This window comes from Sediminibacillus halophilus (assembly GCF_900103695.1).
In the GTDB taxonomy this organism is placed as follows: Bacteria; Bacillota; Bacilli; order Bacillales; family Amphibacillaceae; genus Sediminibacillus; species Sediminibacillus halophilus.
On record NZ_FNHF01000003.1, the window covers coordinates 428,799 to 441,676 of the forward strand.

10 protein-coding genes are annotated in these 12,878 nt (G+C 43.6%); 7 read left to right on the plus strand and 3 right to left on the minus strand.

Going from position 1 to position 12,878, the window contains the following annotated elements; all coding sequences use genetic code 11:
• Positions 1-58: 58 nt before the first annotated feature.
• On the minus strand, positions 59-1,114 hold the full coding sequence (locus BLR82_RS12555) for an AI-2E family transporter (RefSeq protein WP_342721559.1): 1,056 nt from the start codon (positions 1,112-1,114) through the stop codon (positions 59-61).
• A gap of 328 nt (positions 1,115-1,442) precedes the next feature.
• Here BLR82_RS12555 and BLR82_RS12560 point away from each other — a divergent pair, with 328 nt between their 5' ends.
• The 3 genes from BLR82_RS12560 to BLR82_RS12570 all read left to right on the plus strand — a co-directional run bounded on the left by BLR82_RS12560 (position 1,443) and on the right by BLR82_RS12570 (position 4,925).
• Positions 1,443-3,176 (plus strand): phospho-sugar mutase, encoded by a 1,734-nt coding sequence (locus BLR82_RS12560; protein WP_074599811.1) that lies wholly within the window; start codon positions 1,443-1,445, stop codon positions 3,174-3,176.
• A 319-nt stretch (positions 3,177-3,495) separates the two neighbouring features.
• Positions 3,496-4,263 (plus strand): TerC family protein, encoded by a 768-nt coding sequence (locus tag BLR82_RS12565; protein ID WP_074599812.1) that lies wholly within the window; start codon positions 3,496-3,498, stop codon positions 4,261-4,263.
• A 212-nt stretch (positions 4,264-4,475) separates the two neighbouring features.
• Positions 4,476-4,925 (plus strand): OsmC family protein, encoded by a 450-nt coding sequence (locus BLR82_RS12570; RefSeq protein ID WP_074599813.1) that lies wholly within the window; start codon positions 4,476-4,478, stop codon positions 4,923-4,925.
• Positions 4,926-5,341: 416 nt separating this feature from the next.
• Here the strand turns inward: BLR82_RS12570 and BLR82_RS12575 are convergent, their stop codons facing one another.
• On the minus strand, positions 5,342-5,599 hold the full coding sequence (locus BLR82_RS12575) for a hypothetical protein (RefSeq protein ID WP_074599814.1): 258 nt from the start codon (positions 5,597-5,599) through the stop codon (positions 5,342-5,344).
• 674 nt (positions 5,600-6,273) lie between these two features.
• On the opposite strand from BLR82_RS12575, the gene BLR82_RS12580 reads away from it, so the two are divergent.
• Entirely contained in the window at positions 6,274-7,302 is a 1,029-nt protein-coding gene (locus BLR82_RS12580; RefSeq protein ID WP_245693801.1) for a metal ABC transporter solute-binding protein, Zn/Mn family, read from the plus strand.
• 227 nt (positions 7,303-7,529) lie between these two features.
• On the plus strand, positions 7,530-8,771 hold the full coding sequence (locus tag BLR82_RS12585; RefSeq protein WP_074599816.1) for an aminopeptidase: 1,242 nt from the start codon (positions 7,530-7,532) through the stop codon (positions 8,769-8,771).
• 1 nt (position 8,772) lies between these two features.
• On the opposite strand, the gene BLR82_RS12590 is transcribed toward BLR82_RS12585, so the two are convergent.
• Positions 8,773-10,596, minus strand: coding sequence for a DNA ligase D (locus tag BLR82_RS12590; RefSeq protein ID WP_074599817.1), 1,824 nt, complete (start codon positions 10,594-10,596; stop codon positions 8,773-8,775).
• A 145-nt stretch (positions 10,597-10,741) separates the two neighbouring features.
• On the opposite strand from BLR82_RS12590, the gene ku reads away from it, so the two are divergent.
• On the plus strand, positions 10,742-11,596 hold the full coding sequence (gene ku, locus BLR82_RS12595; protein ID WP_074599818.1) for a non-homologous end joining protein Ku: 855 nt from the start codon (positions 10,742-10,744) through the stop codon (positions 11,594-11,596).
• Positions 11,597-11,805: 209 nt separating this feature from the next.
• Positions 11,806-12,807: an acyltransferase family protein gene (locus BLR82_RS12600; RefSeq protein ID WP_074600080.1), complete on the plus strand. Its 1,002-nt coding sequence runs from the start codon at positions 11,806-11,808 to the stop codon at positions 12,805-12,807.
• Positions 12,808-12,878 lie beyond the last annotated feature (71 nt).

The following is a 12,878-nucleotide window of genomic DNA, read 5'->3' on the forward strand; positions in this document are numbered from 1 at the left end:
TTCTAAAATTGTGTTTAAAACTAAAAGGAATTCCCGAAAAAAGCTTTGTGTGAACAAGTTAAAAGATTTTTTGGTCATCCTGCGGTTGCTTTTTCTGCCACTCATGATAGAAATGGGAGATTATCGTTTTTACCACCGCATAAGCAGGTATAATGAACAACAGTCCGATAAAGCCAGCGATGCTGCCTGCAGCCAAAATCAATGTAATGATTGTCAAGGGATGAAGCGACAAAACCTTCCCCATCACGTTCGGTGAAATCAAGTTGCTTTCAATTTGCTGTGCAATCACCATCACGAGTATCGCCCACACAGCCATCATCGGATCCTGGAAGAAGGCAACCAGTACAGCAGGAATGGCTGATAAAAAGGGACCGACGAACGGAATGAAATTCATGATCAGCCCAAACAACGCCAAGGTAAGTGAATAGGGCAGATGAATAATCAAATAGCCGATATATAACATGAAGCCGACACAAACACTGACAATAAACTGTCCTTGTATAAATGAAGCCAGTGTATGGTTGATATTGTCGGCGAGACGCCTGAAGCTGTCCGCTTTATTTATGCTTAAGAACTGGGAAACGAAAGGTACAAACTTGTGCCCATCTTTCAACATAAAGAACAGGAAGAACGGGATCAGGACAAAGGCGAATAAGAACCCGAACAACTGCCCGAGAAAATCAATCAAGAATCCAACAAAATTTTGGGCATAATCATTTAAATTGTTGGTAATATTTTCGATCGTGGTGTCTATTTGACTTGGAATCATATCCTGATTGTCCCGCCAGTTATCTATTAACTTTTCGCCACTCTCAACCATTTTCGGTATGTTATCAGTAAGTCTGGTGAATTGCTCCTGCACAATCGGTGCAATAAAGTTGGATGTTAAGTAAATGACGCCGATAATGAGGAGAAATACGATGATAATCGCCAGGATTCTATTAATCCGCATTTGCTCCAGTCTGCGTACCAGCGGCATGGTTATGTAGTAGAGGAGTCCGGCTCCGATAATCGGTACAGCAATCGAAAGCAGGTAAGCTCCTACAGGTGCAAAGATGAATTTGGTAATCGAAATTAAATAAACGAGCATGAAGATCAGGATAGCTACAATCAAACCCTGAACCCATTTTTTCTGGAAGATTGACAAGTGCGACCACAACCTTATATAGTGTTTTTCCCTATTATATAACAAATTGGGGGAAGAAAAGAGAGAACAGAAAAAATTTCATTGGATTTATTTTGAAGTCCAGCTCACAAGGTTTCTCTATCGTAAACAGAATGACCTTGAAGCACGTCGCTGCCTATATCCAATATTTTCTGATGAAAGAATGAGTAAACCCGTTGAAATCCGGGTATGTATTTGTCGTGGATAAATAGAGGAAATCGACACTTTATGGTAAGCTTTTTTTAGTAATCGGTATTTATCGTGAAGGAGGATATTTATGTCTTGGAGAACTACATACAACAAATGGTCGGCCTTTCCTGAGCTTGATCCGGCTTTAAAAAAACAACTCGAAGAAATGCAAGGGTCAGAGAAAGAGCTGGAGGATGCTTTTTATAAAGAATTGACATTTGGTACCGGCGGCATGCGCGGAATGCTGGGACCAGGTACAAATCGGATGAATATTTATACGATTCGCAAGGCAGTGGAAGGTCTCGCCAACTATGTAAAAGAAAATGTTAAGGACTGTGCTGATCGCGGGGTGGCTATAGCCTATGACTCACGGTATAAATCCCAGGAGTTTGCGGTCGAATCTGCCAGAGTTCTCGGAGCGCACGGCATTAAAGCACACGTGTATGAATCACTCCGTCCGACGCCGGTGTTGTCTTTTGCCGTCCGGCATTTACAGGCGGCAGCTGGTATCATGATAACGGCGAGCCACAATCCACCGGAATATAATGGCTTTAAAGTGTACAATGAAGATGGTGGTCAGATGCCTCCGGCAGAGGCGGCAGAAGTGATCGCCAATGTGCAAAAAGTCGACAATGAACTGGAAATTCCGGTCGCAAGTCAGCAGGACATAGAGCATCAAGGCTTGCTTAACTGGATCGGCAAGGAAGTAGATGCTGCTTATTTAGAGCAGTTGAAAACCATTTCTCGGATGAATCCGGGGAATCAGGACTACGACAGTTCTCTGCAAATTGTATTCACACCACTGCATGGGACCGCTCACGACATGGTGTTGAATGGGCTGCAGCAACTGGGCTTCAAACACGTTCATGTCGTGGAAGAGCAAGCGAAGCCGGATCCGGAATTTTCAACCGTCGATTCACCAAACCCGGAAGAACATCAAGCGTTCACACTGGCCATTCAGCAAGGAAAGCAGCGGGATGCCGATATTCTTGTCGGAACCGATCCCGATGCAGACAGGCTGGGCGTGGCCGTCAAAGATGGCAAAGGATCTTATCAAGTGCTGACTGGAAACCAGCTTGGTACATTGATGCTCGATTATTTGCTTTCGCATACCAGCGAGTCTGACAGACAGAATGGCAAAATGATCAAAACGATTGTCACCACGGAACTAGGCAGGACAGTAGCCAGTCATTATGGTGTGGAAACAATCGATACATTAACAGGCTTCAAATATATTGGTGAAAAAATCAAAGGATTTGAATCGACAGATGAGTCGTTTTTATTTGGCTACGAAGAAAGCTATGGCTACTTGATCGGCGATTTCGTCCGTGATAAAGATGCGGTTCAATCCACTATGATCGCCTGCGAAATGGCCAGTTATTGGAAGCAGAAAGGCAAAACATTGCTGGAGGCATTGGAAGGGCTCTATGAGCAGCACGGTTTCTATTTCGAGGATATGTCCTCCCTGACATTGAAAGGGAAGGATGGTGCTGAACAAATCGCCGCGATTATGGAGGATATCAGGGAAAATCCTCTTACAGAAATCGGAGGTCTGGAAGTCATCGCGACCGAGGACTATCAAACATCGGAACGCCGTTATGTACAAACGGGTAAGATAGAGCAAATCGATCTCCCGGCGGAGAATGTCGTGAAGTACCTGCTGGATAAAGACGGCTGGGTATGTCTTCGTCCATCTGGTACGGAGCCGAAAATCAAGTGCTACTACGGTGTATCCAGTTCGAGCAGGCAAGATAGCCAGCAGCTACTGGAACAGCTGAAGCAGCAAATGAAAGAACGAATCGACGCGGTGATCCAAGCGTAAAATCATGAATAAGGCTTACTGTTCCGGGCAACGATAACATTGTGTCCTGGAGGGCATTCCCGCCAAAGTTGGCCAATTTCTGATAAATTTGTTGACTTTGCTGATGGGAATGTTATGATATAACCATCTAAAGGGGAGTAGCTGTACAATTTAAGTCGTCATTTCGAGAGTCAATCTCCGGCTTAATTGGCAACCATCGTTGTTAGCGAGACCTTTACCACCAGGGTAAAGGTCTCTTTTTATGGTCTTTACCGGGTCACGGTGGAGGCCGTTTTATTTTTGGGCTAAAAAAGCAAAAACAGGAGGAGTTGTTTAAGCATTGGATCTTCAATTAGTGATTGAATATGGTTGGGTACTTATTGTTTTAGTAGGACTGGAAGGTATTTTGGCCGCAGACAACGCGTTAGTGCTGGCAATCATGGTCAAGCATTTACCAGATGATAAACGAAAAAAGGCATTGTTCTACGGTTTGGCAGGTGCATTTGTCCTGCGATTTGGTTCTTTATTCATCATTTCGTTTTTGGTCGACGTATGGCAGGTACAAGCGATTGGTGCTGCCTACTTATTATTTATCGCTATCAAGCATTTATATGATAAGTTCTCCAAGCGTGGTAACGAAGAAGAGGAAATCGAAGCTGAAGCTAAGGGAAGTGGGTTTTGGACGACGGTTCTTAAAGTGGAAATTGCCGACCTTGCCTTCGCTGTCGATTCGATTCTTGCCGCAGTAGCACTGGCAGTAGCGCTTCCTCCCACTGATCTACCGGATATCGGAAGCTTGGATGGGGCCCAGTTCGGTGTCGTATTCGCGGGTGGGATGATTGGATTGATTATCATGCGGTTTGCCGCAAATTTGTTTGTCAAACTGCTGCACGATCGCCCCGGTTTGGAAATTGCCGCCTTTATCATTGTCGGCTGGGTAGGCGTCAAGCTTTTGATCACCGTGCTTGCTCATGATGCCATCCATGTGTTGCCGCATGATTTTGCCCACTCTACTGTCTGGAAATTGATTTTCTACGGTGTGCTTGTTGCCATTGCCGTAGCTGGCTGGTTTTTATCCAGCAACAAGGAAACCGAAAAACAAGCATAAGCCTCAGATAAAAGTAGGGACAAAAGCATAGTGCCTAACGCATAAACCGGGCGATGATTCGAAACCTTAAACATTCGAACTCGTTCGGTTTATTAGTGGAATGATAAGTTGCACAACGTCTCTATATTGGAGCGAATAGGCATTTCATTTCCACTTTATGCAGGGGGCGCTTTACAATAAGGACAGACTCAGCGATAGAAAGGAAGTTTGTGATGGCAACGCACTCTTTTCATTTGAAGGCAGACTGGCCAGGAGGAAGGAACACAGTTGGTCGCATTGAAGCAGGCAACCTGAAAACCAAGATATCCATTCCCCCGGAAATGGATGGACCGGGAGTGGGCACAAATCCAGATGAAATGTTGTTGGGGGCTGCAGCGACTTGTTATATTATTACCCTCGGCGCAATGATGGAGCGTGCTGGCCTTCCGCTCGAGAGTATGGATCTAAACTCAGAGGGAATCGTCGATGTCACAAACGGGGTTTTTACTTATCAGAAAATCATTCATCGTCCGTCCGTCGTCCTTAAACAAGGAAGCTCTGAAACGGAATTGGCCAAAGCCAAACAACTTGTCGAGAAGGCAGAGCAGTCTTGTATGATCTCCCGGGCGGTAATGGGAAACGTAGAATTACAGTTAGAACCTGATGTGTCCATTACTTCCTGATTTTAAAAAATCGTTTTTTTGCATGAAATGCTCAAGCAGCTTTTGCCTGGGCATTTTTTATTGATTAAAAAAGGATGGCAGCTCCACCCTCCCTCGGCAGAGTATATTGACATGGGGAATTCGCTTTGTACGCAGCCCTTATCACAAAAAATTTTTGAAGCTAATCAGACATTGACTTCCCATACAAATGAACAACATCGTTTTTTCTTTATACAATTAATATGGCCACTGAGGATAAGATGAATAAGGATAACTTAAGAAAAATGATTATTAACGATTAAAAAAAGGAGTAGGCCCAAATTATTAACAACTTGAAGCAATTGTAATAGAAGAAAGGTGAAATGGACTTTTGTATGTTAGAGATATTATTTTGCAAACTGAATAATGATGCGCCCAATACCTCCACAAGAAAATGATTACTTACTTTTTATGGTTACCCCCCCTAGAAGCATCGGTGGAATGTAAAGCATGATTATAAGAAATATAAGAAAAAATGAGTTCAACCAGATTCCTAGTTTGCTAAAAGGTTCTTTCCTCAATAAGCCAAAGGTTCCTAAAATTATACCAATGACTACTGTATTAAAAACTAAATACGGGGATAATATATCCCGCATAGCCATTAAAAAAAGAGCTATGCTTAATACGAAAAATCCCGTTGAAAACTTACCAATCATTTCATCATCTCCTCATCTTAACTTTAATTATCAGTGTCGTATAACTGCCAACTCTTAATCCATAAAAAGGAAATTTTACGCAGATTAGTTAGTCTGTGTAAAATTCATCACCTATACTAATTAGATTTCAATAGAGGATATTACCTCCTTCTATGGTGAAAGAAGTGGTCGGGATACCCACTTTACTCTACCATGAAGAGAGGCTTTTTATTACCATGATATGTAATCCCTAGAACCCTGGCATACCAGGGGTAAAACACCGAGACCGAAAGAGTTAGTCTTGGTGCTGTATTATCAAAAGGTAGCAGACCATCTAAATCCAAGCCAAATTTGGTTGTGTTGTCAACGGATTTCTTAGCATTGGCAAAGTCAGCTAAGTCTTACACCAGGTCCAATTTCACAATTTGAACAGTAGCGGCATGAGTTCCACAGAAAGTGTTCCTCCATCTTCCATACATATCATCTTCGCAACCCCTTCCGCAATGGTTACAATCACTTTTATAGTCTTTACCTATTTAAGCGAAGTACCAGACCGTGCAGCCAGTGTAATAGTAACATGTATTAGGAAGTACATCTCATCTGTAAAACGAAATAATTCCTATTTACAAAACGAAATCATTACGATATAATTCTTTTGGTACAATACTTAACTATATTTTCGGGGGAGGAAGATGATGAGAAAAAAGGTACTGTTTGGTATGCTGTTTTTCATCCTGTTGCTGGCTGGATGCGGAACTTCGTCCGTCCAACAGGAAGATGAAGGAAAGGATAAATTGACCATATACACAACCCTATTTCCTTTACAAGACTTTGCGAAAAAAATTGGCGGGGATTATGTGGAAGTAGAATCGATTCTGCCGGCAGGGGCAGATGCGCATACATTTGAACCGACATCCAACACATTGGTCGATATTGCCAAGTCTGATGCCTTTATTTACATAGGCGATGGAATGGAATCCTATGCAGAAACAATTTCCGAAGCGGTAGAATCGGAGGATGTAACTATGGTTGAAGCTGCTGATGGTGTTTCCCTGCTTGCTTCTACTCACGACCATGATCACGAAGAAGAAGCAGGCCACGATCATGACGGAGAAGAAGCACACGACCATGAGCATGAGGGCGAAGAGGCCGAAGAAGAAGCCGCAGACGTTGGAGCAACAGAAACAGAGCATGACCATGGTGATTATGATCCGCATGTATGGCTTGATCCTATCCGTTCAATCGACTTGGCTGAAAACATTAAGGACAGTCTCGTAGACTTGATGCCAGAACATCAACAAGCATTCGAAGATAACTTTGCTGATTTAGAGAAAAAACTGCGTGAATTAGATCAGTCTTTCCATCAGACGGTGGAAAACGGGGAGAAACGGGAGATCCTCGTTTCACATGCTGCTTTTGGTTACTGGGAAGATGCGTATGGTCTTGAACAGATTGCTGTATCTGGTTTATCGACCGCCCAAGAGCCATCCCAAAAACAATTGGAATCCATTATCGAGGAATCCGAAGAGCATGATTTGCAATACATTCTCTTTGAGCAAAATGTAACCCCGCGAGTCGCAGAGGTAGTCCAAAAAGAAATTGGTGCTGAAACACTCCGTGTCCACAATTTGGCTGTATTGACCGAAGAGGACATTAAAAACCATGAGGACTATTTCAGTTTGATGGAAAAAAACCTGGAAACGATAAAAACAGCCATCAAATAATAAACAGGAGTTCGTTCGCTCCAACGGTTAAATCTTTTATCGAGAAAAGCAAGCCACTATTCCAAAGCGGCTTGCTTCCTTGTTTTTACTTCATAGTGATTTGGCGGTTGCCAGCTGGTAGTAGAAAGCGCAATGAAAGAAGAACGATTGAATTTTTCCAATTGTCTACTATCTTTGCTTCAAGATTTATGGAATAATGGAAGAAAAAGCGAAGGGAAGTTTTTAGGATGGGTAATTATGCAGATGCATTGAAAAAGTATGCCAGGTTGGCGGTTCAGACAGGCGTCAACCTGCAGAAAGGACAAGGACTGATCATCAATGCTCCTGTGGAAGCTGCCGAATTTACAAGAATGGTAGTTAAAGAGGCATATCAGGCAGGGGCAAAAAACGTTCATTTAGAATGGAACGACGAAACACTTACTTATTTGAAAATGAAAAACGCTCCGATGGAAGTTTTGGAAAACTATCCGAAATGGAAGGCGCAAGGTCTGGAGGAAATGGTCAAGGACGGGTACGCGTTACTTACTATTTATGGAGAAAATCCCGACTTACTAAAGGATATCGACGGCAAGCGAATTGCGGCGGCCAATAAGGCGGGCGGTGAGGCGCTGAGTGAATACCGCGACTATATCATGAATGACAAGGTGTGCTGGTCGATTGTTGGATATCCGACAGCGGCCTGGTCGAAAAAAGTTTTCCCAGATCTTCCTGCAGAAGAGGCACAGGAAAAGTTATGGGAAAAAATCTTCAGTATCACCCGGGTTGATCTGGATGATCCAGTTCAAGCTTGGGCGGACCACAACGAAACACTGCGCAAAGCACGTGAGTATTTGAATGCTAAACAATACAAGCAGCTTATCTATCGGGCAGAGGGAACCGATTTGACCATCGATCTTCCAGAAAATCACATTTGGCACGGCGGTTCGGCCAAGTCTGCAGAAGGAGTCGAGTTCAACCCGAATATGCCTACGGAAGAAGTGTTCACCATGCCGCACAAGTACGGGGTGAACGGAACGGTGAAAAGTACCAAGCCGTTGAGCTATGGTGGTAATTTGATTGAAAACTTTTCTTTGACCTTCGAGGAGGGAAAGGTTGTCTCTTTTTCCGCAGAAAAAGGAGAAGAAACACTGCAGCACCTGCTTGATACGGATGAAGGTTCAAGCCGATTGGGTGAAGTCGCATTGGTTCCTCACGAATCGCCCATTTCCCAATCTGAAATTATCTTTTTCAACACCTTGTTTGATGAAAATGCATCCTGTCATTTGGCGTTGGGCAAAGCATACCCAACCAATATAGAAAATGGACCTGAAATGGATAAGCAGCAAATGGACAAGCACGGGGTCAATGATAGTCTGAATCACGAAGACTTCATGATGGGATCGGCTCAGTTGGACATTGACGGGGTTACACAGGACGGTAGCAAAGAGCCGGTTTTCCGTAACGGAAGCTGGGCGATATCGTTTTCCTGAATTATGTGCTCTTGCTAATAAACTGTTTTAACTGTCTTAAATTTTGGCTGTCTCTTGCCTGGTTATACCCGGCAAAGGGGCAGCCTTTTTCTTGTACCCGATGGACTACGTTTTTTAACGTGAACTGTTCCGGGGAAAGCCGTTCGGTGACTTCATCCCAAAATAATGGCGTGGATACCGTGCCAGCATCGTTTTTTCTCGGTGAATAGGGAGCGATTAATGTTTTGTCCCTGCCATGCTGAACGTAGTCCACATAAAGCCTGTTGCCACGATTCTTTTTCAGTCTCTCGATAGTGAACAAATCATCATGCTGTTTGACCAAAAGCATTGCCAATGCTTGAGTAAAAGTCGCTGTATCATTGTAGGAAAGACTGTTTTCCGGGATGGGTACATAAACTTGCATTCCTTTATTTCCCGAAGTCTTTACAAACGATTGCAGCAGCAGCTGATCAAGCATCTTTTTCAACAACTGTGCAGCATAGACCGCAAGCCGGAATTCGCGAATGGAAGGCGGGTCTAAATCAAACACGATTTCAATGGGGTCAGTCCCTCCCATATATTGAAAGGGGACATGGTATTCCATGGCGCCATGGTTGCCGAGCCAGACAAGTGCTTCGGAAGAATTGCAATGGAGCAAGGTCTCATTACCGCTTTTATCTCCAGCCAGGTAATCCGGTGCATAATCTGGTAAATGCTTTTGAAAGAAGGACTCCCCATCCACTCCTTCGGGGCAGCGAATGACCGTTAGTGCTTTATTTTTTAGAAATGGAAGCATATAAGGGGAGATTTCCCGAAGATAATGAACCAAATCTCCTTTCGCGAGTTTTTGTTTTGGATAAAATGTCTTCTCCTGATTGCTCAAGTTTATGCTTGAAGGCAGCATAGCCAGTCTCTGTTTTGCATGCTGCCAGGTACACTGCTCAGGTTGTAAATCAACCCGGAAGCCATGGAAAACTGGTTCGCGCAGTTCACCGTCTAGAATATCAAGGCAATAGATGTCGACACAAATCGCTGGTGGCAGCTTAACTTCATTCCCTGCCTTTTCCCCTTTAGAATCGGCCAACTTTTTCATCATAGTCAGTGCTTCTCCCTCTAACCCGTGCTTGAATTTTCCAATCGAGACGAGCGTGCCATCACGATAAACAGCTGCATCAAAATAGCCATTGGAAAGCGAGTAGCCAGTGATGATACAACTAATTACCCGCCAATTTTTCACCTTAAGCCAATCGCGGTGATTCTTTCCGGGTACATAACGACTTTCACGCCGCTTCCCAACCATGCCTTCTCCTCGATGCTCTTTGATTTTTACCCATAGATTCTTCCAATTATCAAAACTTTCTATGTAGCCAAGCCTTTTGGACCAATCAACCGGCCGCCTTACTTCCAGCTGATTAAATAAATCAGCCAGTTTTTCTTTACGTTTGAGGTAAGCTAACAGGCATAAATCCTTCCCTTCCTGTAACAGCAAATCAAAACAAAGGAAGTGGGCTGGACGCATTTTGGCTGCCTTTGCAATCGTGCTTTCTGTTTTAAAGCGCCCGCGCTGTTGGATTAGTGGAAAGTTAGCCTGGTAGGGTGTGTTAAGTATGGCGATTTCCCCGTCAAGGGTTAACGGAAGCAGCTCGGCCACACGTTGCTGCTCTTTCTGGCAATATGCAAGAATTTCTGGAAAGTTCTTGCTTAAGTCCTTGCCATTACGGCTAATCAATTCGATGCTGTCCTTTTTCCAGTAGAGCACTGCTCTGAATCCGTCATATTTAGTTTCAAATACCCAATCCTTCCCTTTTGGTATCGCCTCGTTGGCAATTGGCTGCATCAATTTCATCATTCTAACTTCCTTTATTCAGTGATCATTATGGTAACTAGTCTTTTCTTTTTCCGTAGGTACTAGTCATAAATAGTGCCGTTTTCGACAAAATAAGCTTAAGTCTTCAAGCACAAGAAGGTGGAAGCAAGAAAGGAGGATGAGCATGCATACGATGTGGAAAGGGACAATCAGCTTCGGGCTGGTCAATATCCCGGTGAAGCTGCATGCCGCAACAGAAAACAAAGATGTTAAATTGCGCCAGCTGCATAAGGAATGTCAGTCACCTATCAAGTACCAAAAGGTTTGCCCGGTTTGCGAAAGGGAAGTCGAATCGGAAGAGATCGTCAAGGCCTTCGAATATGCGAAAAACAAATTTGTCGTTCTGACTGACGAGGAGATGGCTGAACTGCAGGAGGAGCACACGGATAAAGCCGTTGAAATCGTCGATTTCGTACAGCTCGAGGAAATCGATCCGATTTACTTTGAAAAAAGTTATTATTTATCACCTAATGAGGGCGGTGGAAAAGCGTACACCCTTTTAAGACAAGCCTTGGCCGACAGCGGAAAAATCGGGGTAGCCAAGATGGTGATCCGGTCTAAAGAACAATTGGCCGCCATTAGAGTGTACGAAAATACATTGGTGGTGGAAACCATCCATTATCCGGACGAAGTAAGAGACGTGAAAGAAGTGCCGAACGTCCCTGAAGATGCCAAAGCAGACCCGAAAGAACTGGATACGGCAAAAATGTTGATTGATCAACTGACAAGTGAATTCGATCCGGAAAAGTATAAAGACAATTACCGGACAGCACTGCTCGATCTAATTGAAGAGAAGAAAAATGCAGACGAAACAGCGACCGCTCAAGATAAGCCAGTTCCTGACAATGTCCATAACTTAATGGAGGCACTCGAAGCCTCGCTGGATAGAGCCAAAAACGATAAACCAGACAAACCAGCCGAAAAGAAAAAAACCACCAGCCCGAAAAAACCAAAAAAGAAAATGAAAAAAAATGCATAATGGGGTCAGTCCCCCACCCTGTTACCACTGTAACAGGGTAAAGTTTTTTGCAAGGATTTGCATTTTCTTACAGGCAGTTTAAGTTACATGACAATTCGATAACAACCTCTTTAAATTGTTCTTCAGGATGCGAAAATATGAGTAGAATGGGTATTAATTAAACAGGAACAAAATGCATGATGATTTTTTTTCGCGGAGGAATGAGGACAATGAAGAGGGATGCGTTTTTTGACAATGCCAAGTTCCTGCTGATTTTTCTGGTTGTTTTCGGTCACTTGATTCAACCGCTAAAAACCGATTCAGCAGTAATCAATGTTTTATATCACTGGATTTATCTATTTCACATGCCGGCGTTTATCCTGCTATCGGGATTCTTTGCCAAAGGGTCGGGAAGTAAGGGGTATATCGTTAAGTTATCGAAAAAACTACTTTTGCCGTATATGATTTTCCAATTGTTCTATACCATCTATTACTTTTTTATCGGAAAAGGGGACTGGATGGCAGCACCTTTTTACCCCCACTGGTCCCTTTGGTTCTTATTCAGCTTGTTCTGTTGGCACCTGCTGTTAATCGTATTCAGCAAGCTGCCGATGTTCAAAGGCCTTGCAGCAGCAGTCATGGTGGGAATAATGGTCGGCTATTTTGACACTATTGGCCATTCGTTCAGTTTATCTAGAACGTTTGTCTTTTTTCCGTTTTTCCTGCTTGGCTATTGGCTGACCAAAGAACAGGTAATGGTCGTCAAAACCAAGCTGGTGAAATCGGTATCGCTTATCATCATGGCAGCCGCCATTTTGATTATAAGTATATATCCTGACTTTTCAACAGACTGGCTGCTCGGATCCAAGTCGTATGCAGCGATGGATGCGTCCACTTCGGGCGGAGTTGCTAGACTTGCCGTCTATGCCTCTGCGCTGGTTATGACTTTTAGCATATTCGCCTGGGTGCCCCGGACGTCAGGATTATGGACCGAGTTTGGGAAACGGACGCTATATGTTTACTTGCTTCACGGTTTTTTCATTCAATATATCCGCCAGGAAGACTGGCTTTTCTACAACCATCCGGTCGATATCATCGGCTTTGCTGCCGTTTCGATGGCAATCGTATTATTATTGTCCAACAAAACAATGCTGACGATTTGGCAGCCGTTTATTGAAGGCAATGCTTCCCTGTTGAAGGATAAACTGTTCTCCCACCGTAAGTCGCGGTGATGACATAGATAAATGACCCAGCCTGATATGCAGGCTGGGTCATTTTTTAGATCCGCAATTAGGTTGAGTCT

What these genes read in the sequence shown, in the direction of transcription:
- BLR82_RS12560 (WP_074599811.1), top strand. Translation starts at nt 1,443, where the DNA reads ATGTCTTGGAGAACTACATACAACAAATGGTCGGCCTTTCCTGAGCTT.
- BLR82_RS12570 (WP_074599813.1), top strand. Translation starts at nt 4,476, where the DNA reads ATGGCAACGCACTCTTTTCATTTGAAGGCAGACTGGCCAGGAGGAAGG.
- BLR82_RS12575 (WP_074599814.1), bottom strand. Translation starts at nt 5,599, where the DNA reads ATGATTGGTAAGTTTTCAACGGGATTTTTCGTATTAAGCATAGCTCTT.
- BLR82_RS12580 (WP_245693801.1), top strand. Translation starts at nt 6,274, where the DNA reads ATGAGAAAAAAGGTACTGTTTGGTATGCTGTTTTTCATCCTGTTGCTG.
- BLR82_RS12585 (WP_074599816.1), top strand. Translation starts at nt 7,530, where the DNA reads ATGGGTAATTATGCAGATGCATTGAAAAAGTATGCCAGGTTGGCGGTT.
- BLR82_RS12590 (WP_074599817.1), bottom strand. Translation starts at nt 10,596, where the DNA reads ATGAAATTGATGCAGCCAATTGCCAACGAGGCGATACCAAAAGGGAAG.
- ku (WP_074599818.1), top strand. Translation starts at nt 10,742, where the DNA reads ATGCATACGATGTGGAAAGGGACAATCAGCTTCGGGCTGGTCAATATC.
- BLR82_RS12600 (WP_074600080.1), top strand. Translation starts at nt 11,806, where the DNA reads ATGAAGAGGGATGCGTTTTTTGACAATGCCAAGTTCCTGCTGATTTTT.